The following is a 22,280-nucleotide window of genomic DNA, read 5'->3' as shown; positions in this document are numbered from 1 at the left end:
GCCATACGCGCATCGTTATCTCTGGCGGAATATGACGCTCGCCAAGCGCGCCGAAGGGAGAAGATATGTCGCACAATCTGCAGTTCTATATCGAAGGCGTGTGGGTCGATCCGGTGGTGCCGAACAATTTCGACGTCATCGATCCGTCGAACGAAGACGCCTTCGCGCAGATCTCGCTGGGCACCAAGGCCGATGTCGACAAGGCGGTCGCTGCCGCCAGGCGCGCCTTCGCCACTTTCGGCTTCAGTGAAGTCGAGGAGCGCCTCGACATCCTCAACCGCGTCATCGAGGTCTACAAGAAGCGCAGCAAGGACCTTGCGCTCGCCGTCTCGCGCGAGATGGGCGCGCCGCGCCAGATGGCGCTGGACAGCCAGGTCGGCGTCGGCCAGGCGCATCTGGAGAAGATGGCCGAGGTGCTGAAGACCTTCCAGTTTCGCCATGTCAAAGGCTCCTCGCTGATCGTCAAGGAGCCGATCGGCGTCGTCGGCCTGATCACGCCCTGGAACTGGCCGCTCAACCAGATCACCTGCAAGGTCGGCCCGGCGCTCGCCGCCGGCTGCACCATGGTGCTGAAGCCGTCGGAGATCGCGCCGCTCGACGCCATCATCTTCGCAGAGATCATGGACGAGGCCGGTGTGCCGAAGGGCGTCTTCAACCTGGTCAACGGCGATGGCCCAACTGTCGGGCAGGCTTTGGCCAGCCATCTGGATGTCGACATGATGTCCTTCACCGGCTCGACGCGGGCCGGCATCCTCGTCGCCAAGGCGGCCGCCGACACGGTGAAGCGTGTGCATCAGGAGCTCGGCGGTAAATCCGCCAACATCCTGTTCCCCGACGTCGATCTGCAAAGGGCGGTGACCAAGGGCGTGGCCGGCTGCTTTGGCAATAGCGGCCAGTCCTGCAACGCGCCGACCCGCATGTTCGTGCCGCGCGACCGGCATGACGAGGCCGCCGGCTATGCCAGGACGGCGGCGGAGAAACTCACCGTCGGGCCGGCCGACGCGCCGGGAACGAAGCTCGGCCCGGTGGTAAGCCAGCTGCAGTTCGACAAGATTCAAGACCTGATCCAGAGCGGCATCGACGAAGGCGCGACCCTGATCGCTGGCGGCCCCGGCCGTCCGGCCGAGCTCAACCGCGGCTACTATGTCCGCCCGACCGTCTTCGCCAACGTGACGCACGACATGCGCATCGCGCGCGAAGAAATCTTCGGGCCGGTGCTGTCGATCATGCCTTACGACACGGTCGAGCAGGCGATCGAGCTGGCCAACGACACCGTCTTCGGCCTCGCCTCCTACATCCAGGCCAAGGACATCGAGAAGGCGCGCCAGGCCGCGGCCCGCATGCGCTCCGGCAACGTCTATATCAACTATCCGACGTGGGACGCCGGCCTGCCCTTCGGCGGCTACAAGCAGTCCGGCAACGGCCGCGAATATGCCGAATACGGTCTCGAGGATTTTCTGGAGATCAAGGGCATCGCGGGATACGCGGCGGCGGAGTAGGCGGAGCAGAGGCCGGCGCAGGCAGATAGGGAAAGGGCGCGATCTCGGCTTTGCCATTTGCCATGAGCCGCTTGCCGCGACAGCCGATCAGCTCTTCCTCGCCGCCTTCTTACCCGCGCCTTGCCTCGATGATGCCCACCATGGCGCGGGTGAATTCGACCACGCTGTTTGCCGTGATGGCGGCATTATCGGGGCTCTGGCCGATTTGCTCGGCTGCTCCGCAGCACGAGCGGCGGATGAGGTCGTAATGAGCAAGTCTTTCATCGTCCGGCAACGCCGCCAGGTTCAAGGCTCGACGGTGAAGCATGCGCAACAGCTGCGCCAGCGCTGTTTCGACACTCATGCGTTTGGCTCCGCATCGGTCGAACGTCTCGGCACATAAAGTGCCGGATCGTCGATCAGGGGGCGGTTCTCGTCCCCGATCCGGCAAGGCTGCGCCTTAGTCGTTAATACATCGTTGATCGCTAATATGATCGGCGAAGCCTTTGGGCGGATTCCCGGATGCTATCGGAATGGCGGAGGCAGATCATCCCCGCGCGGCACGGCTAACGTCCTCGGCATTTCAAAATCTAACGATCGGCAAAATGCACCAGTAAGGATGCTTGGTAAGGGTTGATTCAACCCTTGCTGGTATGTACAAGGTGGCGGCTCCGGCCAGGGGTAGGGTTGCCTGAAAGCCGGAGCCGCCTGCGCGGCCGATGGGTAGTGTCCGCGCTGTCCCAGAATAGGACAGCGTGGTCTACGATTCGTTAATTCGCTAATATATCGTCGTATGGGAAGCTCGCGGACAGCGATGCCGGCAAACGACATATCCCAAGCAATTGAATTCTCACACGAAGTTCTAGCTGCAAATCTGGATTCGAACCAGGACCGGCGGACTTAAGAGTCCGCTGGTCTACCCGTTCCTATCACCAGCAACGCTGCCAGCTCCCAGATAAGATCCACCATGTCTTTGGCCTTCTTTTCGGGGGGCGTTGGGATCGAGTAGGGATGTGATGGGGTCGACAGACCGGCCCGGCCGTCATCCTGAATGATGATTGCATCGATGCACTTCGTCGCCCAATGCTCAAGCCCTTTGCCATGGTTAACGAGTCATGGGCCGGCGGGACATTCATAAAGACTTTGCTAATATTAGAAAGAAGACAAGCCGTTCAGCGGAACAAGCCTCGCTGAACGCAGTTCGGTGCGACGTGGCGTCGGCTATTGCCGTCGCGTTGGGAGACAGCAGCGCAAGCGAACCCGACAGGAAGCCAAGCCTTCGCAAGGCCTCTCGCGAGCTGCCAAGAAATGAGTGGAACATCACCCCTAGGTGCGCAATGACTACCTCCAAACACATTTCAACGTTCGACCTCGATCAGTTGCGAGAAGCCTTCAAGCAATTGACTCGCGAGCAAGGCATCACAGCCGAAGAACGGGACGTATACGCCCAGCTTTTCCTGAAGCAGACCTGCGCCCCAGTTTTTCCGCTCGGGCCTGAACGGCGGCCGGTTCAGGCTTCGAGTTAGCTTGGTGTGCCGCATCGACGGTTGCGGGTCCACGGCAGCTTCCCGCAAAGTCCGGCGACACACTTGCGCCAAGCCAGGCTTGTCCGTCGAGATCATGGCCCGAACGCCGCTGCAGCTCTGCGATAGATCACCAGATGGTGGGCCGGGGGGCCCCCAACTGATCTGGACGCCCTATGAAGCGGCGCTAAATCAAGCCGATGCGGGTTGCGTTCAGTATATTTACTTTTCTTTTTTGCACCGCCTCTCTTCAGGCCCAGGAGTGGCAGCCGTTTGGGGTCCGGCAACTGGGCTTCACATTCGATGTTCCGCCTGGTTTCGTCCTCACCCAGCATTCGGATCAGGGTGCTGCATTCCAAGGCGAACAAGACGCGTTTCTTGCCGTGTGGGGCGCCAGACTTGGAAGAGCCAGCTTTCGGGCCGAGATCGAGCATCGCATGCTGGAAGACGAAAAGGCCGGCTGGAAGTTGACGTACCGGCGCCTGACCTCGACCTGGGCCAGCTATTCAGGGATCAACAACGGCGAGATCCGATATGTTCGCGCCATCAGGGTCTGTGATGACCGCGCCGCGCTTTTCACGATCAACTACAGCAGATCGGAGAAAACGCCTTATGATCGGATCATTGTGCGAATGGTAAGATCCCTAAGGGCCGAAGGCTGCTAGCCTTAGGCCCAGGGTGGGTTTCGATCTGCATTGCCGGCATGCCCTGATGCTATTTTTTACGAGCGACACGCATTTCAATGATTCCCGCATCCTGCGGATTGACCGGCGGCCTTTCGCATCGCTTACCGAACATGACGAAGCGCTGATCTCTTTCTGGAACGAGACCGTCACGCCTGACGACGAGGTCTGGCATCTTGGCGACTTCGCGCGCCACGACAAAGCAGGCGGGGAGGCACTTCTGTCGCGCCTCAATGGGCGCAAGAACCTGATCATCGGCAACAATGACCCGGACGAAACGACCGCCGCCGACGGATGGGCCAGTATTCAGCATTACGCGGAACTCAGGTTCAATGGGGTGCTTCTCATCCTGTGCCACTATCCGTTCCGCACCTGGAATCAGATGGGCAAGAAGTCGATCAATTTGCACGGTCACTCGCATGGGAAGCTTAAGCCGCTTCCACGCCAGTACGACGTTGGCGTAGATGCTTGGAACTTTCGGCCGGTCCCGCTTCCAGCATTGATCCAAAAAGGCGGTGCCCGGGCGCAAGCTTCGCTAGCTTAAAGTAGGTCAGCCGGCCAGCGAGAGCATCAGGGGCGGCCGTTCTTTTGGACCGCGCTAACCGAACACCCGAGTCCTTCATCATCGACGGCGAGATGATCACGCGGGATCCCGACGGACGGCCGAACTTCCATGCCATCCATTCGCGCATGACCTGGAACGCCCAGGCTCGCCTTCGTCGCTTTCGACCTTCTCTCCTCAACGGCGAGCACATTCGTGCTCTGCCGCTGATCGAGCGCAAGGCGAGGCACTGGAAACTGATCAAACCGTAAGACGGGGCGCTCACACGGCGCGATCCGGCGCGAAGACCGAGATCGCCTTTGGGTGAACCTTGAAATGGGCCGGTGTCGACGTGACGATCTCGCCATCGGTGTTGACCGGCATCGCCTTCCGCGTCTCGATGTCGAACTCGACGCACCTGGCCGTGCGCACCTCACGCCATGCGCCATGCGTTCCAGAACGGAAAGAGCGGAGCATCAGCGCCAGCTTCCAGAGGTTCGTCATTTCCAAGCTATAGAGATCGAGATGTCCGTCATCGATCTCGGCCGTTTCTTCCACGACGTTGCCGCCGCCGTAGTGCCGACCGTTTCCAACCGCGATCTGGTAGGTTTCCACCTCGATCGCCGCGCCTTTCTCGGTAATCTTCGCGTGAAACCGCGCGGCCCGGGTCAACACTTTCATCGCCGCCAGCGCATAGCCCAGCCTGCCGAAGCGCTTCTTCAGTGCGGGGTCAAGACCCTGCGCCAGTTCGGTGCTGAGTCCGATACTTGCGACATTGAAAAAGGCATGACCGTTGACCGTCCCGACATCGATCAGTCGGGTTCGGCCTCGCGCGATCACATCGGCGGCCTGCAGGAGATCCATCGGAATGTTGAGCGTACGAGCAAGGTCATTCGCCGTCCCCATAGGAATGATGCCCATCGGCAGGCCGCTTTCCATGATCGCCGTCGCCGCCGAGGACACCGAACCATCGCCACCGCACACGACCACAAGATCGGCCATATGGCGTAAGCGAACGATGTCTCGAGCGATTTCAGGCAACGCCTCGAACATCTCAACGGTGACGGAAAGCCGACCTCGCCCCAGCCGCTCCACAATTGGCGCGAGCATCTCCTGGCCGCGCCGAGCCTTGGGATTGAGGAGCAGCAACGCGCGCCTTTTGGCTGCTTCGCTCATTCAAAGATCGGTCCGACTGATCATGGCTCAACGCAAATAGGGTGGCTGCTTCCGGATTTCGACCGCAAACCGACGCGAAACGTCACGCCTGCCCCGCCTATGGCGCGCGGTTTCTAAGCGACGGAGAGCGTAGCGCGCCTGCGGCGTCGGATAATTCGCGGGCAAAAGGTCCACATTGGCTATGGCGAAGCGCTTTCTTGAGAAGGCGGGCTGAAGCGATCCGCTTTTTGCAGTAGGACTCCCGAGGAGCGAGAGAGCCGCCTTGGCTAGTGAAGTTTGTCCTTGGAAGGTTTGGCGGCCGACTCGCTCAAGATTTCTTTAAGCGCTTGCTCCAGCTCCAGCCGGAGCCGATAATGGGCTCGGGAATCGCAATCACGTCATTCCGGCCCGCCACCACTTGCGTCTCGGCCGAAAGCTCCGAGACTGCTTTACCGGCCGATTTCGATAGCAGTCGCGACAGGTGCTGCCGCTGCAATGCGTGAACCTCTTCCAACAGGCTCAGGAGCCTCAATGCATCCTCGATCGGCAGCCTGCTGGTTCTGAGGCAGGCAATCCGCTCGTGCTGACGTGCGATGTGCCGCTCGCCCTGTCGGACGTGGCGCCGCGCCATGCTGATGTGGTCGTGGAGAAGCATTGCCCAACGCGAAATCCCCCGCGTCGTTCCGTTGTGGTTTTGAGGCGCAAATCACAAAGGTTAATGCAGCGAGTTTCTTGCCCGCTTACATGCAGCAAGGCCGCAGTCTGCTCAAGCTTGTCGGTGCCGGTCGGATGATGAGAAGGGAATCTGATGAAGGCAATGAAGAGGGAAAATCGTCGCCGCTTGCTGATCCAACTCCGCCAGCAGGAGATGCGCTATCTAGAGCTGATCGACCAGACGCGAGTGATGATTGCCAAGAGCTCCAGACTGGTCGAGCAATCCAGAAAACTCCTGTTGGTTCAGCGCAGCGGCGCATGCAAGACCAAGCCGGCAATTGTCAGTCTTGCCGCCATCCCGACGGTATCGCGTTCGCTGTAGCGCAGACCGCTCGGGCTGACCCCGCGCTCGGGCGCGCTTATTATCCATCTAGGGAGGCGTACCGTCTTGCCGGACGAGGGTTACGCCACCTTTTCGTCCCTCGAATGAAAGGCGACGAGATACGCTGGCCCGCCGAGCCGGAAATGACGGCAAAACCAAGCTCTGGTTCCCGCGTGGCTCCTCTGTCCACCCCTCGGGCGGGACTCTTTGCAACTCAGTGATTTTCGCTTAGCCGCATTGTCTGGCGCCAAGCGGCCTTCGAGCTTGGCCATGTTCAGCAGTGTTAATCTAAGCTTGTCGTTCGCCAGCTTGCGGCTAAGCTTGCGGTATTGGGGAAGACAGGGAAACAGATTTGCCTCGTCGATCGGTACGAGCCCATCTGCTTGGACTAATCGCAGCGGCCGTGTTGCCGGTCTGGCTGTTTGCTGCCTATCTGTTCGTTGCCTACGCCCTGCATGAGCAGTCTCGTATCGAGCAGGAGGCGCTTTGGATTGCTCGTCAGGTGTCGCTGGTCGTTGATGGCGAACTCGTCAATCTCAAGACCCTTCTGGAAGGGCTCTCCAAGTCGCCTGCTCTCGCCAATGATGATCTGCAGGCTTTTAGCAACGAGGCGAGCCGCCTCGTCCAGGGTACGGATCAGGTAATCACGCTGCGTGATCTCGGTGGCCGCGCCTTGGCAAGCACTCAATCCGCCAAGGGCTCCGAGCCTTCGGCCGAACCGCTGACGCCCGAGGAGCGCGAGCACCTGGATCTTGCTGGCGTGCTGGTCAGCAACGTGTTCGCCGCGCCGCGATCGAACGCATACCGGATCGCGGTCACCAGACAAGTGTCGGGCTCGAAAGGCCAGTCGTTGCTGCTTTCGATGTCGGTCCCGACGGAACGCATTCGCCTTGCTATGCTGCCCGCGGTCCCAGCGGGGTGGACGGTCGCTGTCGGTGATCGTGAGGGCAACTACGTTGCAAGGTCCAAGTTGCATGGTGAGGTGACCGGCAAGCCCGGTTTGCCGGAATATTTAGCAAAGGTCGTCGGCCGCTCCGGTACGTTCCGATCTCGCAATTTCGAAGGCACCACGCTGCTGGCCGGGTACTATCGATCGCCCTATTCGGACTGGTTCTACACCGCCAATGTTCCGCTTTCTGATGTTCAGGCACCTCTCTGGTGGTCTCTCGCACACATTGGCGCAACAGGCCTAACTGCGCTGCTTTTTTCGCTCACTCTGGGCTACGTGGTCGGTAAAACCTTCACCAAGGCGACAGTCGACCTCGCCGCGCGCGCCGATGCGCTCGGCAAAGGGAGCGAGGTCAAACCTATGTCGACGTCTGTCGCCGAGTTCGACACGATTGCCCAAGCCATGATCAAAGCCGGCCGTGCAATCGCGGAACGCACGCGCGAGTTGGAAACCGTTCTGGATACGGCGCCGGTGGCGGTCTGGTTCACCTATGATCCGCAAGCGCGACAGGTGATCCGCAACCGGTTCGCGGCGGAACTGATGGGCCTATCGACGGAGTCCCGGAGATCCTTTGGGACGCCCGACTTGGTGATCGAAACGCTGGCGTACAAAGACGGCCAGACCATCAGCCGGGAAGACCGTCCGCTGAGCAGAGCCATGCGCGGCGAGGAAACTGACAGTGAGGAATTCGCCTATACGCTGCCATCCGGGGTGCAACGTTACCTGCTTTCCAGCGCGCGGCCCGTCCGCGATGCGGCAGGCTCGGTAATAGGCGCTGTCCAGATCAGCCTCGACATCTCCGAGCGCAAACGGAGTGAGGAGCAGCGCCAACTGTTGATCAATGAACTAAACCACCGGGTCAAGAACACGCTGGCCGTAGTTCAGGCAATCGCGAGCCAGACCATGCGCAGCGCAACCAGCCTCGCGCTCGCAAAGGAGGCGCTTTCGGCCCGGCTGGTTTCGCTGGCACAAGCGCATGATATCCTCACCCGGGAGAATTGGAGCGGTGCCGATCTCAGCACGCTCATTGCCGCCTCGATCGACCCGCATGCCTCTCTCGATCGGTTCGATCTCACAGGCGAGCCGGTTTGGTTGCCCTCGAACGTGGCGCTTTCCTTCGCACTGGCCATTCATGAACTTACCACGAACGCCATCAAATATGGGGCGCTCTCCAATCCTACCGGATCGGTCTCGATCTCGTGGCGGTTGGAATACGCAGATGGGGGCCGAATTCTGGTCCTCGAATGGTGCGAGCAAGGCGGCCCGCCGGTCGTGCCTGGCAAACACGGCTTTGGTACGCAACTCCTGCAGCGAGTGTTCGACAGCGAAAGAACGGGCGGGGTTGAGCTGGTCTACGATCGCTCCGGGCTGCGTTGCATTTTTAAGGTGGGATTGGACCGCAGCAAGTAGCGTAAGTGCCGACGCAAACACCAGACGGCGACGAGACCCGCGACGTCTTTCAGCACTACCACCTAGGAAGAATGGAGAGTTTGGCCCGGGAATTTAGGGGGTGCCTGTTCCGACAACTTCCAAACGTCTAATATGCCCAAATGCAGCGGTGTCGCATCGCCTTCGGTCCGTTCGTGCTCGATCCCGACATGGGGACGCTTCTTAAAGACCAGATCCCGATCACTGTTGGGCATCGTGGGCTGACGCTGCTTGCTGCGCTTACCGCACGGCCCGGTGAGATCCTGACGAAGGCCGAGCTGATGGACGCTGCCTGGCCGGGCACCGCCGTTGAGGAAGGCAACCTTACCGTCCAAATCGCGACGCTGAGAAAGGCACTCGGTCCGGCTGATAACGGCGGTGAGTGGATCGCCACAGTGCCTCGCCTCGGCTACCGCTTCACGGGGACTGTCGAGCCGGTGGCGAGCGCGTCCTACGGATCGATCCCACCGCCCGGCAAGCCGTCGATCGCGGTGCTGCCCTTTGTCAACTCGGGCGGCGATCCGGACCAGCAGTATCTCAGCGACGGCATAACCGAGGACATAATCACGGAGCTGGCCAGGTTCCGCTCCCTGCTCGTCATCGCACGCAATTCATCGTTTCAGTTCCGTCACCCCGCATTGGACACTGCCGAAGCCCACCGCAAGCTCGGAGTTCGCTACCTCGTCGCAGGCAGCATACGAAAGCTCGGTGATCGCATTCGGATCACCACACAATTGATTGATGCCGCCACCGGCACCCACCTTTGGGCCCAACGGTACGACCGGGCCCTCGACGACATCTTCGCATTGCAAGACGAGGTTGCGGCTCTTATCGCCTCGATGGTCGAAGGCCAAGCGGAGGCCGATTCTGCGAGCCGCAGCAGACGCAAGCGTCCGACCGATTGGGACGCATACGACTACTACCTGCAGGGGCGCGCGCACTTCTACCGATATGAACTGGACAAGGCCGAGCCCCTCTTCGCGCAGTGTATCAAGCTCGATTCGGCATTCGCTCAAGGTCACGCCTTCCTGGCGCAGGCCCTCGTCGGCAGATTTTGGTACGACAACGATCTGCGGACGCTACAGAAGGCCTGGGACGCCGCTCGAACGGCGCTCGCTCTCGACAGGAGCGATGGCGTCTGTCATCAGAGCATGGGGCTGGTGCTTACCCACATGCGCCAACACAGCGATGCGGGAGTGCATTTCGAGCGAGCGCGCTCGTTGAACCCGCTGGACGTGAACATAGCGGGGGATTACGCAAGCTGGCTCAACTACGGCGGACGGGCCGAGACGGCGCTCGACGTGCTCGAAACAGCGCTCCTGCGCGACCCGGTACCACCGATGTGGTTCTGGGAGGTGAAGGGTAGCTCCCTGTTCCTGCTTGGAAGGTACTCCGAAGCCGTCGCTTCGTATCAGAACGCTGGCGACCAATTCTTCGTCCATGCCTTCCTCGCAGCGTCGTACGCACATTTAGGCGAGACGGAGAAGGCCCGCGCTGAAGTCGAGGAAGCACTGACCAGGAAACACGACCTGACTCTCCGGCTGATTTCAAATCTCCCGTTCGCCGACCATGTCGCCCTCGGGCTTTTCACATCAGGCTTCAGAAAGGCCGGTTTTCCCGCCTGAACGCACCCCAGGGAAGGCTATTTTCACACTCGGAGGGGTAGATGCTTCCCATCTCTCAAATTTGAATGCGGGTGCACCTCGTGCGGCCCACAATAATGCATGCCGAACTATCTGTTCGAAGTCTTCCGAAATGGGCAAAGCCTCGGTGATGCTTGGGTCGACCTCGGCAACCTCACCGACCTGCGACGAGAAGCGCTGAAGGCGCTTCACGATATCGCTGCAGACGAAATCGCCTCAAGCGACTTGGATGAGACTGTGACCGTTGCCGTTCATGACGAAGCCGGCAGGCCGGTATATTCCGCAAGTCTCACCGTCTCGCAGCCGTTGCCCGCCTTGAACGGCTAGGAGTCGTCCGCTCATCCTCTGGGGGAAAGACGGCAGCGGAAGAGAGCCTTTCCTGCTGCTGATCCATCGGCCGCTCGCCGCCCTGCGCACGCGAGTGGCGTTCCTCTGCAGCATATTGGCTTGGAAGACCGACCAGCCGGTTGAGCCTGAAGCCGCACATTATTCACCGTGGTGATGAGTGTTTCTGCGTTTTCCAAATTGGACGCGTACAACCTTTTTGGGCGATGGGTCGTTCAGAACGCCTCTGCTCTCAACGCCACCAGCGAAGCAGGGCTGCGTGCCTGACGACCGATGGAGCAGACATCGATGCCTGTCGGGAACGCGCGATCGGGCCCACGCTGCAGCGGACCTCGATTGCGGGCTGGAGGCAGAAGGCACTGCTTGCCCAGGGAAGTTGAATAGGGAGTTGGTCGGCTCCCCTAAGAGTTGCCTTTCGACCAAGGAGCGATCGATGAAGTCGGCTTTCCGGTACCTGATGTTCGCCGCGGCCTTGCTGTCGCCAGCGGGAATGAATGCAGTCCAGGCAGCGGACGCTCAAATGCCACTCGCTGTTGCGAGGCCCCGGGAACCCTCCATCACCACGAGCACGTCCGAGATGACCGGCATGTCCCGGGTCAACGGCCAGAACGCTACGGTGCTCCATGTGAATGCGACGAAGCCTGGATTGCATGCCGTGTCGCACCTCGATTCCCGCTTCGCGACGATCCTGTCTGGAACCTTCTACGTTGCGTTTGACGACACATACGACGCAACCAAGCTCAAGGCCCTTCCGCCTGGTGGCATCTACGCTGAGCCGGCCTAGGCAGCCGTTCGGTTGCCGAATGGTGTGAGTAAGAAAACCTGAAGGGTTGAGGCGACCTACACGCGTCATTGGTTCGCCTCAGGCATTGTTTCATGATTGCACTCGTCCGCATTGCCCTCAGCCGGCCCTACACCTTCATCGTGTTGGCGCTGCTGATCCTGATCATCGGCCCGCTCGTGGCCCTGCGCTCGGTGTGCCCCCACACCCAGCGGCGGGCTAAGGTGACCGGCGTCTTTTCTCGTGGGGGAGAATTGCCTGAGAGCCCGGCGCCGGCCTAGCGACTAGTGGTCCGCCGCATATGCAAGATAGCTAATTTCTACCTCAAAAGGACATGGTGTGATCGCGTAACCTCTTTGGCAATCGCCCTGGCGATCAGGAATAATCCTCACCGGTGCGGCGACCCCAATTTGCGAGGATCGCCATGACAATGAAATTTCCCTTCACGGAAGACACACTCGGCAAAAGCTGGAGGCCGGGACGGGTCTTTCTGTCTATTGCCTCACTTGCCGGCGGTCGGCGGTATTGGACGTTGCCGCACTGGTGAAACGGCTCGGGCCAGACCATAAATGCCTGCTTTGCGTACCAGTTGATGGGATCGCCTACAGGACTGTTGTTCGATGGCGCAAGAGTGATCGCGTAGGCGTTGAATTCAAGGGCACCGAGCCAAAGCCGAAGTTCCATTACGGTTGAATGCCGGCTCCGGCCTTCCTGTCTCTAGTGGCAGAAATGTCACGCAATCTGAATATGCAGCGCTTCAACTAGGGCGCGCTTATGATCCCTCTTACCGAGGCGTACCGTCTTGGCTGCGAGGGATGCGGGGACCACTGGAGCGCTCGCTGCGGCAACGCAGCGGGCGCTTCGCATGGGAGCGATGGCGATGTGCACCAGAGCAGGGCTAGCATCCGGCTTCCGGGCTTTCTGTCAGCTCACTCTCCGGCTGGACCGCCAGCGCGCGGTCTCGATGTCGTCGCGGGAAATCCCCATGTCGCTGAGCATGTCGTCCGGTGAGTCGCTCAGATCGTCAGTTGCCTTCAATAGCGCCCTCTGATCGGCTCGGCGACCAAACCAATCGACAACGGGACCAGCTACGACTAGAGGAAGGTTCATAAGCATAGGAAGGTTCACAAGCATCAGGGCACTCCCTTCACCGCTGCACAAGCTAGGCCGATGCGCCAGGAGCGTCTGTGACAGGATTCACAGACCTGTTAGTGCCTGCTAATTCAAGAACGTGCCGAGAACATCACCGCCATTCCGTGTGAGCGGGAATGTTTTGCAATGCACGGAAAACAAGGGCTTAGGTGAGAGCGTGTTGCAAATGTGATGTAACCACGGTCCGGAGACCATGTTTTCATCTAAGGCATTGTTCTGCTTGGATATTTCGTTGGCTGGGGAACCTGGATTCGAACCAGGACTAACGGAGTCAGAGACAGTTTCGCACCGCTGTTTTCATTAGCTTTTCGGCGGAAATGTTCCATCCGTGTTCCAGCGGCGAGGCTACTGGAGCAGTCTCGCCTCGATCTCCGCGACCGCCGCTTGATCGGCGTCGGCATCTTCGAACAGATGCCCGTAGGTGTCGAAGGTCACTGTTATCGAGCTGTGACCCATGAGGGTTTGGACGCGTTTCGGGGATAGTTTCTGTTCGATGAAAAGGCTCGCCGCCGCGTGCCGCAATGCATGGAAGTTGTACTTCGCCACCTTGATCGGTTCGCCGTTCTCGTCCTCGCATTGAACAGTGTAGAGGCCGGCGGCAATTTGGAGGGGTCTCCAGATCCGGTTGATGATGTTCTGGTGGTTGAGGGGTGTTCCTTCCGTCGAGGGGAAGACAAGCCCGTTGGGTCCGTTTGGTGTGGCAAGGCGATGCTCTTTCAGCGCGTTGATCGCCATGGGCGCCAGCGGCACCTCTCGTTCACCAGCGGCGGACTTTGGCGCGCCAGCTTCGCCCCAGGCGTCTACACGCTCTCTGACCGAAACGACCCCCTTCTTCAGGTCGACGCAATTCCAGCGAAGGCCGCGAAGCTCGGAAGCGCGAAGCCCCGCAAAGAGGGCGGTCAAGATCAAGGCTCGGTGCTTTCCGGTCGCGGCGGCGATGATGTCGCGCAGCTCCTGCTTTGTCGGGATCTCGGGACGCTTCGACTTCCGGCGATCACCTACTTTTACGCGGGCATCTGACACAGGGTTAGTCGCTACAGAGCCGCGGCGCCGGGCTTCGACGAAGATGGCACCCAGCGAACGAATGACCCGTTTCACCATAGCGGCCGATCGACCTTCCTTGACGAGCTCGTCGGCGAACGCGTGGACTGCAGGGGTGCTGATCTGTGACAGCTTCTTTGTCCCGAGGAAGGGGACGATGTGAAGGTCGACATGCTGCTTGTAGGCGTCCCGCGTTGAGCGCTCCAAGCCGGCATCGGCACACCGACCGAGCCAGAGTGTCGCCGCCTCCTTTACGGTGAGAGAAGCGCTGTCGGCGACGTGGGTGCCGAGCTGCACGTCGCGCTTGACTTTCGTCAGCCAGTCGTCGGCAACCGACTTCTTATCGAACTGCTTGAAACGTCGCTGGCCCGAGACGTCGGTGTAATCGGCGAGCCAGACCGTCTTGCCGCTAGGAAGAGTTCTTTTGCGGACCTTGGCCATCGCTACCTCCGTTAGAATGGAACCTCGTCGTTCGTGATCTGGCCGTCGGCGTTGATGCTGAATGGCCGTTTGTGGCGGTCGACCATGGAGGCAGTGCCGTCCTGAAACACCGTGACCTGATCACCGGTGGTCATGCCGAAAGATATCGAGCCTGGGTTGATCTTAAGCGAACTGATCAGCGGATGACCAACCAGCACGTCTTTGGCGATGTCGGACATCATGCGTGTCTCTTTCAGGCGATCGAGAAACCTACGGGTGATCGCTTCGGCGTCGTCCCGGTGCTTAAGCGCCTCATCCAGGAGCCGGCGAGCGGCCTCAACCTCTGACGGAAGCTGCATGTCAGCCTGAAACTTGGTGATGCGGTCCACGAGTTCGGTCGGGAGCACGTAGACTCGTCTTTGCGTGCTCTCTTTGTCAGCAGCCATTACCATTTATCCCCAGAAATTTGGCCATGGGTTGCACAGACCTTGCGTCAGTGCAAGTGACTACTATATGTTAACGACAATTGACATTGCTGATTACATGAACAAAACGAGATTGGCTCGAACCGGATGAAAGGCGCCTGATGACGATAGTTGCAGAACCTCGGCCCATCGACCTCGTTTGGGGGGCAGAGAACATTGGCAAGGAAATCAACCGCAAGCCCCGCCAGACCTTCCACATGTTGGAGCAAGGTCTCTTACCGGCCAAGAAGGTCGGCAACCAGTGGGTGGCTGAGCGCGGACGGCTGAGGGACTTCTTCGTAGCGACGGAGAAGTCGGCATGAAGAAATTCAGCATAGTTGTGAAGGTCGAGCCGGATGGTCAGCCAGTGCGTCTTGATGGCCGCGCCGCCTGGATGATGAAGAAGCTGGTCGAGGCCGGGAAACGCGGCATCACTACACTTGATCTGCCGCCCGGCGTCAGGGTGAGTCATTGTGTCTACTTGTTGCGTCGGGCCGGGTTCATCATCTCGTCGCCGCGCGAGAGCCATGGCGGCCCCTTCCCAGGAACGCATTCTCGATATTGTTTGGCGACGCCCATCTCGATCCTCGAAGACATGCCGGTGGCGGCATGACGGAAACCCCATCGACGACATCCGACATTGCTGCCGCCGCTCAATGGCTTGCCACAGGCGGCGTCGATCGGACCAGGGCGGCGGTGCCGCAGATACGCCAGCGCTTCGGGCTCACCGCCGCTGAGGCAATCGCGGCCATCAGGGAAAGCAACCTCATTAAGGCGAGGGCGCATTGAGCGGCGTCTTCGCGGAATGGCAACCAGTCTACGCTGAACACGGCATTGCTACCTTTCCGGTGTCGATCGTCGGTAAGGACAAGAAGCCAGCCGTGAAGGGCTATTTGAAGCTCGGCTCAAAGGTGAGCGGGCAACTGGCGATAAGATTTCCCGGGCATGACGCCATCGGCCTTGCGTGCAAGCGCAACAAGATAACCGTTCTCGACGTCGACACGCCTGACGAACGTGTCCTGGCAGATGGCCTCGCAAAACATGGCCCGACCCCTTTCATTGTCAGAAGCGGTTCGGGCAACTTTCAGGCCTGGTACAGGCGCAACGGTGAAGGCCGGCGCATCCGTCCCGATCCGGCTGTCCCTGTCGACATCCTTGGCGACGGATATGTGGTGGCACCGCCGTCGCGCGGCTCGCGCGGCATCTACGAGATAGTTTCCGGCAAGCTGGACGACCTGGACACTCTGCCGGCCATGCGGACGTTGCCGGTGGCCGCGCTCTTACCCCTGACCAACGACAACGTGCCGGGAGCGGATCCGTCCACCGTGGTGGACATTTTGCCGGCGCGCGTGTCCCAAACCCGAGAAGGCAACCGCAACGACACGCTGTGGCGGCAGTCCATGATATTCGCCCGCCACTGCGGAAACATCGAAGAGCTGATGGGAGCAGCCATGCAATACAACCGAGAAGAACTATGCCCGGCGCTCCCGGCCGAAGAGGTCTTGAAGATAGTGGCCTCGGCCTGGGGCTACGAAGTCGAGGGCAAGAATTGGTTCGGCTACGGACCTCGGGTGGTGTTTGCGGCCGATGAAGTCGACAACCTCATGGACGACAGCCCGGACGCCTTCATCCTGCTCACCAAGATCCGGCGTCACCACTGGGGCCGCGACTTCGTCATCGCCAATGCCATGGCGGAACAAATGCCCGGTGGCGGCTGGCGGCGGCATCGGTTTGCTGCTGCGCGCCAATACCTGATCGACAAGGGCGAAGTCGAGGAAGTCAGGCCGGCGAGCCGTCAACACGGCCCCGCCATCTACAGGCTCAAGGGTGGACGAAAATGAACACCAATAAGAAACAGACACCCCTCTCCTGTCCATCCGCCTTCCTCTCCCCTGTGAGGGCAAGAGACAGGGGCATTCCTCAAGTCGCACGTAGGGCACAGCTTCTTGGCCGTCGGATATCCCGCTGGTTAAGCGACTGGATAGCCGGGCGGCGCTTCCAATCGACGGAGACACAGCATGACTGAATTGGACGGGCAGATGCCACTCGCGCTTGGCAGCGCAAAACCGGCGCGCGCGACGCCGGAGCCAGAGCAGAAATGGACCATGGACTGGGTAAACGGACAGGAGGTTGCCATCGAACATCAAGCAGCTATCGCGGTCTACACGAACGCAGCCGGCGGAATCGCCATTCGGCAAGAACGCTCCTGGGATGAGGAAGAAGACACGTTCATCGTCCTGTCGACGCCGGAGGCGGCCCGGAGACTGATCGCCGCAATCCAGCGCGAGTTGGCGGCACAGGAGCGCAAATGAGCGAGGAATTATCGGAAGAGCAACTGCAGCGCATGGCTGAAAAGCTGATGGCCGGCTACCGGCCGTCATCGGCGCTGCCAGGACTGGACGCGGAGGGGCGGCGCATGGCTGAAAAGTTGCTCGGCCGCGACAACACCGAAGCACTGCAGCGGCGCGGCCGTGATGGAGGGCGGTTCAGGCCTAAACCAGTGACGGTTGCCTACGAATACTGGTTTGTCGATGGCGGCAGCCACTCGATGGGTCGCTGGCAACTTGCGCGGATAGAGAACGGCCGGATCACCAACCAGAAGGCCTGCGGCCACAATGAACTGCTAGCCGATATCGGGCGACTTCGACTGGAGGGCCAAACCGTGCGGGAATTCAAGATCGATAACCGCTCGGCCCGACCAAAGGCGGACGGCCAGCGCAAGACTTTTGTAGAGCGCTACGGATCGTTCAAGATCGAGGGCAGGTAGGTGATGAGGCGGGAATATGCTCGCAAGGGTTGGCTGATCTATACCGCTGGCCGGCTTGGGGATGACTGGGTTTATCCGAGCGAGGCAGCGGCCCTGACAACAGTCGAGCGCTGTAAAGTCCTGGATGCCACCGTCGTGCCGGATCGCCGGCAAGGTCTGATCGACATAAGGGGGCGACAACTCTCTAAGAAGCTTCTGTTCGACAGGAAGAAGCGCCGTTGAAGGAGCGACCATCGCGAATGAACGCACGAAGCCACGGCACCCTGACACCCTTTTATGCCTATTCGTCCTTCAACAAGAGGGGTGGGAAGACGCATCCCCGCGTCGCGCGGACACGAAACCGAATACTCGACTTGTGGGAGGGCATGGCCAGCTATTCGACGATAGCCGAGGAACTGGACATCTCTATCAGCACGGTGGTCGAGTGCATCGCCAGGGCTAAGCGTCTGAAGGATCCGCGCGCCGATCGGCCATTCCGGCACAGGAAAATCCAGATCGCCGAAAAACGTCGCCGCGAGATCAGGCGGCTGCTCGATGACGGGTATCGGCCACGGGAGATTGCCAAGCGTCTAGGAGTTTCAAAGCGGCTGGTGCTACTCCGCATGAAGGAGAGCGCCAATGGCTAGACCCACGATCTACAGCGACGAGCTCGCCGACTCCATCTGCGAACAGATTGCCGAGGGCAAAAGCCTGCGGTCGATCTGTCTCGATGAAGACATGCCGGCGAAATCGACTGTGTTTGCATGGCTTGCTGATCCCGGCCGCGACGATTTTCGGACCAAGTACGCGCATGCGCGCGAAGCCCAAGCCGACGTCCTGGTCGACGAGATGACCGACATCGCCGACGACGGCAGCAACGACTGGATGGAACAGCGTAACAGCGACGGCACGGTCACCGGCTGGAAAGAGAACGGCGAAGTTTTGCGCCGATCGGCACTACGCATCAGCGCGCGCCAGTGGATCGCTGAGAAGCTGCGGCCGAAGAAGTATGGCAGCAAGGTCGCGCTGACCGACGGCGATGGCGGTCCGCTGGTCGTGCAGGTGCTGAAGCTATCGGAATCCAATGCCGACAATCCAGCTTCCAAATAACGGCTGGCGTCCGCGCTGGTATCAGCAGAAGGCTTGGAACACATGGGAGCGCGGCTGCAAGCGCCAGCTCCTGTTCTGGCACCGTCGCGCCGGCAAGGACGAGATCAACCTGAACATGCATGCAGTGTCAGCGCATGAGCGGCCAGGCACCTATTGGCACATGCTGCCCGAGGCCGCACAGGCGCGCAAAGCGATCTGGAATGCGGTCAACCCTCATACTGGCAAGCGCCGGCTGTTCGAGGCGTTCCCTGAAGCGCTGATCGAGAACATGAACGACAACGAAATGTTCGTTCGGTTCAAGGTCGGCTCGACTTTCCAAGTGGTCGGGTCCGACAACTTCAACAGCCTGGTAGGTTCGCCGCCAGTCGGCATTACGTTCTCGGAATGGGCGCTGGCCAATCCGGCGGCATGGGCCTACCTCTCGCCGATCCTGGCCGAAAACGGCGGGTGGGCATCGTTCATCACCACGCCGCGTGGCAGCAACCACGCCAAGGGCATGCTCGACGCGGTGAAGGGCAACGTGTTCGATCCGGTGACTAATCCCCGCGGTTGGTTCAGCGAAGTACTGCCGGCCTCTGCCACCGGCGCAATCGACGAAGCGACGATCGAAGAGCAGCGGGCGATCTATGTGGGCCTGTTCGGCAAAGAGACGGCCGACATGCTCATCGACCAGGAGTATTACTGTTCCTTCGCTGGCGCGCTGATCGGCTCCTATTGGGGCGCAGAGATAGCTCGGGCTGAACGGCAAGGGCGCATCGGAACCACGTTCGACATCGATCCTCGTCATCCGGTGCATACCGCGTGGGACCTGGGCAAGGCGGTCAACAACCCGATTTGGGCGTTTCAAGTCATCGACGGCGTTCCGCTTATCGTCGACTTCTACGTTCCCGACAGCGAAGACCTGTCGGACTGGTGCAAGTGGCTCGACGAGCAGGGTTACCATGGCAACGACTACGTGCCGCACGATATCCTGCATCCGCAGTGGGGAACGAAGCGCACGCGCCTTGACACGCTGAGAGATCACGGCCGCAAGCCGAAGATGGTCGGCATGGTCAGCCTGGCCGAGGGCAACAACGCCGGTCTGCAAACGATCAAGGTGGCGCGGTTCAGGAACACCGAACGTGTCACCGACGGCGTCGAAGGGCTGAAGGCCTACCGGCGTGAGTACGACGACGAGAAGAAGACGTTCCGCGACATACCGGTGAAGAATTGGGCCGAGCACTACGCATCCGCCTTCCGCTATCTCGGTCTGGCATGGCGCCAGGCGGTCGCCGAGGTGAAGAAGCCCGAGGGCGACAAGGGCGCCTATGTCGGCCAGAAAGACGGCACAATACGCAACCAGCAAACCGTCAAAGAGGCGGTCGACGCCATGGTAAGGCGGCGACGGGCACGGATCTAGGCGCTTGGGAGCCCGAACAACGACGAGAGGACGCCGATAAAGAAGCCCACCAGCGTTTTGATAGTGTCGACTGAAAAAGAGAACACCTTTTCACTTGATGTAAAAAAGATAGCCCCTGTGCACATGATGAGCAGAACAAGCAGCGCGATTACCATGCCAACATAAACAAACCCTCTCAGATTTGCTTTTAATGCCTCTTCACCGTTTGATATTCTGTCTCCATTGATTGCATTTTCCGCGTATGCCGCTGGTATAATTGAAAATTCTCTACTTCCTAACGTTTTTATTCTATCATTCATAGTCAGAAGTAAATCGTTCTTCTCCCTCGCCATTGCCACATTGAATTGAATTTCATAAAGTAACGACGAGATTTCTGACTCTGCGGCTACCACCATCGCTACAGAACCGCTATTTTCTTTTTTGTTTTCTGCGACTGTCTTATTTCTATCATCTTCTTCTGCTGCTGCCGCCTTGGCTTTTGCCTTCACGAGCAATTCTTTGGCTGTGTCCAATTCTTGTTGCTGTGTTAGAAGAAGGATCATCGTCTCTTCAAGAAGTTTATCTGTCTTGGGGGGCGCTCCCACAAAGGGCTGATGGTTCGGTGCAATGAATGAGTTTATCTGAGTTAGCGAGCCGAACGTCACAAGCAGCGTGACGAAGCTTGATATCAACAAAGGTGCTAGTCCTTTTGCTTTCAACAATTTCAGGCGGCTCCGAAGGCTTGACGCCTCTGTCAGTTCATTGCGTCCAGGCATTACAAACATGAAGGCCTCCCTCGGCGAGCGGGGCAAAGTCAAAGGACCATCAAGATAATACTCCTCGACTGACAAGTTGGCGATCAAGCGGCTTAGAGTTTCGCTGCTGGCGCCCCAATCATCGCTCCAATCGATAGATTGGAGCAGCTATGCCGCGCGCTGGTGGTGTCTACTCAGCCCCTCCGGGCACCAAGGGCAGCCCGAATACAACGATCGAGAGCGCGAAGTACAATGCGCTCGTTGACGATCTGGTGGCGGACGCCAACGCAGCTCGCCCGGTTACTGCTGGCGGGTCAGGATCCAGCACAGCCGTCGGCGCGGCCGACAATTTCAGCGCGGCCGGCGCGGACATGGCATCAGCCGCGACTGTCAACCTGGCAAACAGCACAGGTACGCTGGTCAACATCACAGGCACGGTCACGATCACCGCACTTGGCACGCTGCCCGCTGGCTCAGAGCGTGATCTGGTGTTTGCCGGTGTGCTGACGCTCACGCACAACGCAACATCTCTCATCTTGCCGGGTGGCGCGAACATCATCACGGCGGCCGGCGATGTGGCCCGCATGCGGTCGCTCGGCGGCGGCAACTGGAAATGTGTTGGCTACCAGCGGGCGGCGTCGGTGCCATACACCGACGATTCACCGACGCTCAATTCGCCTGCCATCGTTGGGGCCACCACGATCAGCGGCACCGCGGCCGGGTCGCTTCTTACGATCAGCACCACAGACGCCGGAGCCGGCACCGGTCCGAATATCGACCTTTACCGAAATTCAGCCTCTCCTGCGGCGGCCGATCTCATTTCGCAGATCGTGTTTTCCGGCCAGGATTCGGGAGGGAACAAGACCTCCTATGCCGAGATCACAGCGGCCATTGTCGATCCGACGAACGGCAGCGAAGATGGGCGTTTCTACATCGCCACGAACATTGCGGGGGTCTATGCGGTCCGGCTCTATTTCGGCGCCGGCATCTACACGGCGAACGCAACGGGGGGTGACAAAGGCGTCGATACCGTCAATGCCAAGGGCTATTATGTTGACGGAGCGCAGATACCGTTCTCCAAGGCATTCGAAAGCGCGCAAATCAACATCGTGACGAACACGACCGTCGCGCCGTTTCCCCACGGCCTCGGCGTCCAGCCGAAGCTGGTCATGGCGGCTCTCCAGTGCGTCGTGGCTGATACGGGATATTCCCCCGGCGACGAGGTTCCGATCAACGTCAATACAAACTCGTCCAGCGGCACTTCGGGCGGCATCAGCATGTACATGAACGGTCCGACTAATATCGGTCTCCGTATCGGTAACTCCATCAGCATCTGGGACAAGAACGGCGGAATTGCTGGTATCGGCCCTAGCAGCTGGAAACTGGTTGTGAGGGCTTGGGCCTAATCGGCCATGGCATCGAGCACGTCATTGCCAGCGAGAGAAGCTAATACTATCGGTTTATCAACGGGTACTTCGCTGACGGGGCAATCCGATGTCTCCTCTACCATGCTACGAGCATCGTGCTCACTGGCTGCGATGACAAGAGCGATGCCATCGCGCTCTTTGCTCCAAGTCAAAGGATCGCCAGAAGCAGAGCCAACCACAAATAGCTTCATCGTATCTTCCAGTCCGGCTCATTGAACTTCTCAC

Annotated in this window: 28 protein-coding genes and 1 pseudogene; 21 read left to right on the top strand and 8 right to left on the bottom strand. The window is 59.7% G+C overall.

Translation table 11 applies throughout. From position 1 onward, the window contains the following. Positions 1–65 precede the first annotated feature (65 nt). Entirely contained in the window at positions 66–1,499 is a 1,434-nt protein-coding gene (locus P9228_RS18700; protein WP_278054799.1) for an aldehyde dehydrogenase family protein, read from the top strand. A 109-nt stretch (positions 1,500–1,608) separates the two neighbouring features. Here P9228_RS18700 and P9228_RS18695 read toward each other — a convergent pair whose 3' ends face one another. Together P9228_RS18695 and P9228_RS18690 are read right to left on the bottom strand one after the other, a co-directional pair. Next, the gene (locus P9228_RS18695) at positions 1,609–1,842 is read right to left on the bottom strand and encodes a hypothetical protein (protein ID WP_067329916.1); all 234 of its coding nucleotides are present in this window, start codon (positions 1,840–1,842) and stop codon (positions 1,609–1,611) included. A 994-nt stretch (positions 1,843–2,836) separates the two neighbouring features. Next, the gene (locus P9228_RS18690) at positions 2,837–3,100 is read right to left on the bottom strand and encodes a hypothetical protein (protein WP_278054797.1); all 264 of its coding nucleotides are present in this window, start codon (positions 3,098–3,100) and stop codon (positions 2,837–2,839) included. 101 nt (positions 3,101–3,201) lie between these two features. Between P9228_RS18690 and P9228_RS18685 the strand changes: the two genes are divergently transcribed. From P9228_RS18685 to P9228_RS18675, 3 genes are read left to right on the top strand one after another with little or no spacing between them, the layout of a single operon-like run. Continuing rightward, a complete protein-coding gene (locus tag P9228_RS18685) occupies positions 3,202–3,666 on the top strand; it encodes a hypothetical protein (RefSeq protein ID WP_067329922.1) in 465 nt (154 codons plus the stop codon). A 46-nt stretch (positions 3,667–3,712) separates the two neighbouring features. Continuing rightward, complete coding sequence (locus tag P9228_RS18680; RefSeq protein WP_278054959.1) at positions 3,713–4,228, top strand: metallophosphoesterase; 516 nt, start codon at positions 3,713–3,715, stop codon at positions 4,226–4,228. Between the two features lie 44 nt (positions 4,229–4,272). Beyond that, positions 4,273–4,497 carry a hypothetical protein gene (locus P9228_RS18675; RefSeq protein WP_067329928.1) on the top strand — a complete coding sequence of 75 codons (225 nt, stop codon included), beginning with the start codon at positions 4,273–4,275 and terminating at the stop codon, positions 4,495–4,497. Positions 4,498–4,507: 10 nt separating this feature from the next. Here P9228_RS18675 and P9228_RS18670 read toward each other — a convergent pair whose 3' ends face one another. Together P9228_RS18670 and P9228_RS18665 are read right to left on the bottom strand one after the other, a co-directional pair. Further along, positions 4,508–5,401 carry a lipid kinase gene (locus tag P9228_RS18670; RefSeq protein WP_067329930.1) on the bottom strand — a complete coding sequence of 298 codons (894 nt, stop codon included), beginning with the start codon at positions 5,399–5,401 and terminating at the stop codon, positions 4,508–4,510. Positions 5,402–5,708: 307 nt separating this feature from the next. Next, entirely contained in the window at positions 5,709–6,035 is a 327-nt protein-coding gene (locus tag P9228_RS18665; protein WP_278054795.1) for a hypothetical protein, read from the bottom strand. A 153-nt stretch (positions 6,036–6,188) separates the two neighbouring features. Here P9228_RS18665 and P9228_RS18660 point away from each other — a divergent pair, with 153 nt between their 5' ends. The 7 genes and pseudogenes from P9228_RS18660 to P9228_RS18630 all read left to right on the top strand — a co-directional run. Continuing rightward, the gene (locus P9228_RS18660; RefSeq protein WP_278054794.1) at positions 6,189–6,416 is read left to right on the top strand and encodes a hypothetical protein; all 228 of its coding nucleotides are present in this window, start codon (positions 6,189–6,191) and stop codon (positions 6,414–6,416) included. Between the two features lie 403 nt (positions 6,417–6,819). Next, positions 6,820–8,775: an HWE histidine kinase domain-containing protein gene (locus tag P9228_RS18655; protein WP_278054792.1), complete on the top strand. Its 1,956-nt coding sequence runs from the start codon at positions 6,820–6,822 to the stop codon at positions 8,773–8,775. Positions 8,776–8,948: 173 nt separating this feature from the next. Beyond that, complete coding sequence (locus tag P9228_RS18650) at positions 8,949–10,418, top strand: winged helix-turn-helix domain-containing tetratricopeptide repeat protein (RefSeq protein WP_278054790.1); 1,470 nt, start codon at positions 8,949–8,951, stop codon at positions 10,416–10,418. Between the two features lie 99 nt (positions 10,419–10,517). Further along, positions 10,518–10,763, top strand: coding sequence for a hypothetical protein (locus P9228_RS18645; RefSeq protein WP_127216273.1), 246 nt, complete (start codon positions 10,518–10,520; stop codon positions 10,761–10,763). A gap of 451 nt (positions 10,764–11,214) precedes the next feature. Beyond that, positions 11,215–11,565 (top strand): hypothetical protein, encoded by a 351-nt coding sequence (locus P9228_RS18640; protein ID WP_278054785.1) that lies wholly within the window; start codon positions 11,215–11,217, stop codon positions 11,563–11,565. 92 nt (positions 11,566–11,657) lie between these two features. Beyond that, positions 11,658–11,843 (top strand): hypothetical protein, encoded by a 186-nt coding sequence (locus tag P9228_RS18635; protein WP_278054783.1) that lies wholly within the window; start codon positions 11,658–11,660, stop codon positions 11,841–11,843. 292 nt (positions 11,844–12,135) lie between these two features. After that, positions 12,136–12,255: pseudogene (locus tag P9228_RS18630) on the top strand (PilZ domain-containing protein); the annotation flags it as partial. A gap of 804 nt (positions 12,256–13,059) precedes the next feature. Here P9228_RS18630 and P9228_RS18625 read toward each other — a convergent pair. Then, the gene (locus tag P9228_RS18625) at positions 13,060–14,196 is read right to left on the bottom strand and encodes a site-specific integrase (RefSeq protein ID WP_278054782.1); all 1,137 of its coding nucleotides are present in this window, start codon (positions 14,194–14,196) and stop codon (positions 13,060–13,062) included. Between the two features lie 11 nt (positions 14,197–14,207). Beyond that, positions 14,208–14,621: a hypothetical protein gene (locus tag P9228_RS18620; protein WP_278054781.1), complete on the bottom strand. Its 414-nt coding sequence runs from the start codon at positions 14,619–14,621 to the stop codon at positions 14,208–14,210. Positions 14,622–14,761: 140 nt separating this feature from the next. Here P9228_RS18620 and P9228_RS18615 point away from each other — a divergent pair, with 140 nt between their 5' ends. From P9228_RS18615 to P9228_RS18575, 9 genes are all read left to right on the top strand, one after another. After that, complete coding sequence (locus P9228_RS18615; protein ID WP_278054779.1) at positions 14,762–14,962, top strand: DNA-binding protein; 201 nt, start codon at positions 14,762–14,764, stop codon at positions 14,960–14,962. Beyond that, positions 14,959–15,252: a hypothetical protein gene (locus P9228_RS18610; RefSeq protein WP_278054778.1), complete on the top strand. Its 294-nt coding sequence runs from the start codon at positions 14,959–14,961 to the stop codon at positions 15,250–15,252. The genes P9228_RS18615 and P9228_RS18610 overlap by 4 nt, the downstream gene beginning before the upstream one ends. Next, positions 15,249–15,428: a hypothetical protein gene (locus P9228_RS18605; RefSeq protein WP_278054777.1), complete on the top strand. Its 180-nt coding sequence runs from the start codon at positions 15,249–15,251 to the stop codon at positions 15,426–15,428. The genes P9228_RS18610 and P9228_RS18605 overlap by 4 nt, the downstream gene beginning before the upstream one ends. Beyond that, the gene (locus tag P9228_RS18600; protein ID WP_278054776.1) at positions 15,425–16,480 is read left to right on the top strand and encodes a bifunctional DNA primase/polymerase; all 1,056 of its coding nucleotides are present in this window, start codon (positions 15,425–15,427) and stop codon (positions 16,478–16,480) included. The genes P9228_RS18605 and P9228_RS18600 overlap by 4 nt, the downstream gene beginning before the upstream one ends. A gap of 177 nt (positions 16,481–16,657) precedes the next feature. Beyond that, the gene (locus P9228_RS18595) at positions 16,658–16,951 is read left to right on the top strand and encodes a hypothetical protein (protein WP_278054774.1); all 294 of its coding nucleotides are present in this window, start codon (positions 16,658–16,660) and stop codon (positions 16,949–16,951) included. Continuing rightward, positions 16,948–17,406: a hypothetical protein gene (locus tag P9228_RS18590; RefSeq protein WP_278054773.1), complete on the top strand. Its 459-nt coding sequence runs from the start codon at positions 16,948–16,950 to the stop codon at positions 17,404–17,406. Before P9228_RS18595 ends, P9228_RS18590 begins: the two co-directional genes overlap by 4 nt. Before the next feature lie 239 nt (positions 17,407–17,645). After that, positions 17,646–18,032 carry a hypothetical protein gene (locus P9228_RS18585; RefSeq protein ID WP_278054771.1) on the top strand — a complete coding sequence of 129 codons (387 nt, stop codon included), beginning with the start codon at positions 17,646–17,648 and terminating at the stop codon, positions 18,030–18,032. Further along, on the top strand, positions 18,025–18,495 hold the full coding sequence (locus P9228_RS18580; RefSeq protein WP_278054770.1) for a terminase small subunit protein: 471 nt from the start codon (positions 18,025–18,027) through the stop codon (positions 18,493–18,495). Before P9228_RS18585 ends, P9228_RS18580 begins: the two co-directional genes overlap by 8 nt. 160 nt (positions 18,496–18,655) lie before the next feature. Continuing rightward, positions 18,656–19,894, top strand: a complete 1,239-nt coding sequence (locus P9228_RS18575; protein WP_278054768.1) for a hypothetical protein — start codon at positions 18,656–18,658, stop codon at positions 19,892–19,894. Here P9228_RS18575 and P9228_RS18570 read toward each other — a convergent pair. Next, entirely contained in the window at positions 19,891–20,658 is a 768-nt protein-coding gene (locus tag P9228_RS18570; RefSeq protein WP_278054766.1) for a hypothetical protein, read from the bottom strand. The two genes, P9228_RS18575 and P9228_RS18570, sit on opposite strands and share 4 nt — an antisense overlap. A gap of 140 nt (positions 20,659–20,798) precedes the next feature. On the opposite strand from P9228_RS18570, the gene P9228_RS18565 reads away from it, so the two are divergent. Further along, complete coding sequence (locus P9228_RS18565; protein ID WP_278054764.1) at positions 20,799–22,034, top strand: hypothetical protein; 1,236 nt, start codon at positions 20,799–20,801, stop codon at positions 22,032–22,034. On the opposite strand, the gene P9228_RS18560 is transcribed toward P9228_RS18565, so the two are convergent. After that, complete coding sequence (locus tag P9228_RS18560; RefSeq protein ID WP_278054762.1) at positions 22,031–22,246, bottom strand: hypothetical protein; 216 nt, start codon at positions 22,244–22,246, stop codon at positions 22,031–22,033. The two genes, P9228_RS18565 and P9228_RS18560, sit on opposite strands and share 4 nt — an antisense overlap. Positions 22,247–22,280: the final 34 nt, after the last annotated feature.

Source organism: Mesorhizobium sp. WSM4898 (assembly GCF_029625845.1).
Classification (GTDB): Bacteria; Pseudomonadota; Alphaproteobacteria; order Rhizobiales; family Rhizobiaceae; genus Mesorhizobium.
This window is presented reverse-complemented; position numbering and strand designations above follow the sequence as displayed.

What these genes read in the sequence shown, in the direction of transcription:
- P9228_RS18575 (WP_278054768.1), top strand. Translation starts at nt 18,656, where the DNA reads ATGCTGCCCGAGGCCGCACAGGCGCGCAAAGCGATCTGGAATGCGGTC.
- P9228_RS18620 (WP_278054781.1), bottom strand. Translation starts at nt 14,621, where the DNA reads ATGGCTGCTGACAAAGAGAGCACGCAAAGACGAGTCTACGTGCTCCCG.
- P9228_RS18695 (WP_067329916.1), bottom strand. Translation starts at nt 1,842, where the DNA reads ATGAGTGTCGAAACAGCGCTGGCGCAGCTGTTGCGCATGCTTCACCGT.
- P9228_RS18635 (WP_278054783.1), top strand. Translation starts at nt 11,658, where the DNA reads ATGATTGCACTCGTCCGCATTGCCCTCAGCCGGCCCTACACCTTCATC.
- P9228_RS18680 (WP_278054959.1), top strand. Translation starts at nt 3,713, where the DNA reads ATGCTATTTTTTACGAGCGACACGCATTTCAATGATTCCCGCATCCTG.
- P9228_RS18590 (WP_278054773.1), top strand. Translation starts at nt 16,948, where the DNA reads ATGAGCGAGGAATTATCGGAAGAGCAACTGCAGCGCATGGCTGAAAAG.
- P9228_RS18700 (WP_278054799.1), top strand. Translation starts at nt 66, where the DNA reads ATGTCGCACAATCTGCAGTTCTATATCGAAGGCGTGTGGGTCGATCCG.
- P9228_RS18610 (WP_278054778.1), top strand. Translation starts at nt 14,959, where the DNA reads ATGAAGAAATTCAGCATAGTTGTGAAGGTCGAGCCGGATGGTCAGCCA.
- P9228_RS18625 (WP_278054782.1), bottom strand. Translation starts at nt 14,196, where the DNA reads ATGGCCAAGGTCCGCAAAAGAACTCTTCCTAGCGGCAAGACGGTCTGG.
- P9228_RS18665 (WP_278054795.1), bottom strand. Translation starts at nt 6,035, where the DNA reads ATGCTTCTCCACGACCACATCAGCATGGCGCGGCGCCACGTCCGACAG.
- P9228_RS18615 (WP_278054779.1), top strand. Translation starts at nt 14,762, where the DNA reads ATGACGATAGTTGCAGAACCTCGGCCCATCGACCTCGTTTGGGGGGCA.
- P9228_RS18585 (WP_278054771.1), top strand. Translation starts at nt 17,646, where the DNA reads ATGAACGCACGAAGCCACGGCACCCTGACACCCTTTTATGCCTATTCG.
- P9228_RS18645 (WP_127216273.1), top strand. Translation starts at nt 10,518, where the DNA reads ATGCCGAACTATCTGTTCGAAGTCTTCCGAAATGGGCAAAGCCTCGGT.
- P9228_RS18640 (WP_278054785.1), top strand. Translation starts at nt 11,215, where the DNA reads ATGAAGTCGGCTTTCCGGTACCTGATGTTCGCCGCGGCCTTGCTGTCG.
- P9228_RS18605 (WP_278054777.1), top strand. Translation starts at nt 15,249, where the DNA reads ATGACGGAAACCCCATCGACGACATCCGACATTGCTGCCGCCGCTCAA.
- P9228_RS18660 (WP_278054794.1), top strand. Translation starts at nt 6,189, where the DNA reads ATGAAGGCAATGAAGAGGGAAAATCGTCGCCGCTTGCTGATCCAACTC.
- P9228_RS18565 (WP_278054764.1), top strand. Translation starts at nt 20,799, where the DNA reads ATGCCGCGCGCTGGTGGTGTCTACTCAGCCCCTCCGGGCACCAAGGGC.
- P9228_RS18685 (WP_067329922.1), top strand. Translation starts at nt 3,202, where the DNA reads ATGCGGGTTGCGTTCAGTATATTTACTTTTCTTTTTTGCACCGCCTCT.
- P9228_RS18670 (WP_067329930.1), bottom strand. Translation starts at nt 5,401, where the DNA reads ATGAGCGAAGCAGCCAAAAGGCGCGCGTTGCTGCTCCTCAATCCCAAG.
- P9228_RS18560 (WP_278054762.1), bottom strand. Translation starts at nt 22,246, where the DNA reads ATGAAGCTATTTGTGGTTGGCTCTGCTTCTGGCGATCCTTTGACTTGG.
- P9228_RS18690 (WP_278054797.1), bottom strand. Translation starts at nt 3,100, where the DNA reads ATGATCTCGACGGACAAGCCTGGCTTGGCGCAAGTGTGTCGCCGGACT.
- P9228_RS18580 (WP_278054770.1), top strand. Translation starts at nt 18,025, where the DNA reads ATGGCTAGACCCACGATCTACAGCGACGAGCTCGCCGACTCCATCTGC.
- P9228_RS18595 (WP_278054774.1), top strand. Translation starts at nt 16,658, where the DNA reads ATGACTGAATTGGACGGGCAGATGCCACTCGCGCTTGGCAGCGCAAAA.
- P9228_RS18570 (WP_278054766.1), bottom strand. Translation starts at nt 20,658, where the DNA reads ATGTTTGTAATGCCTGGACGCAATGAACTGACAGAGGCGTCAAGCCTT.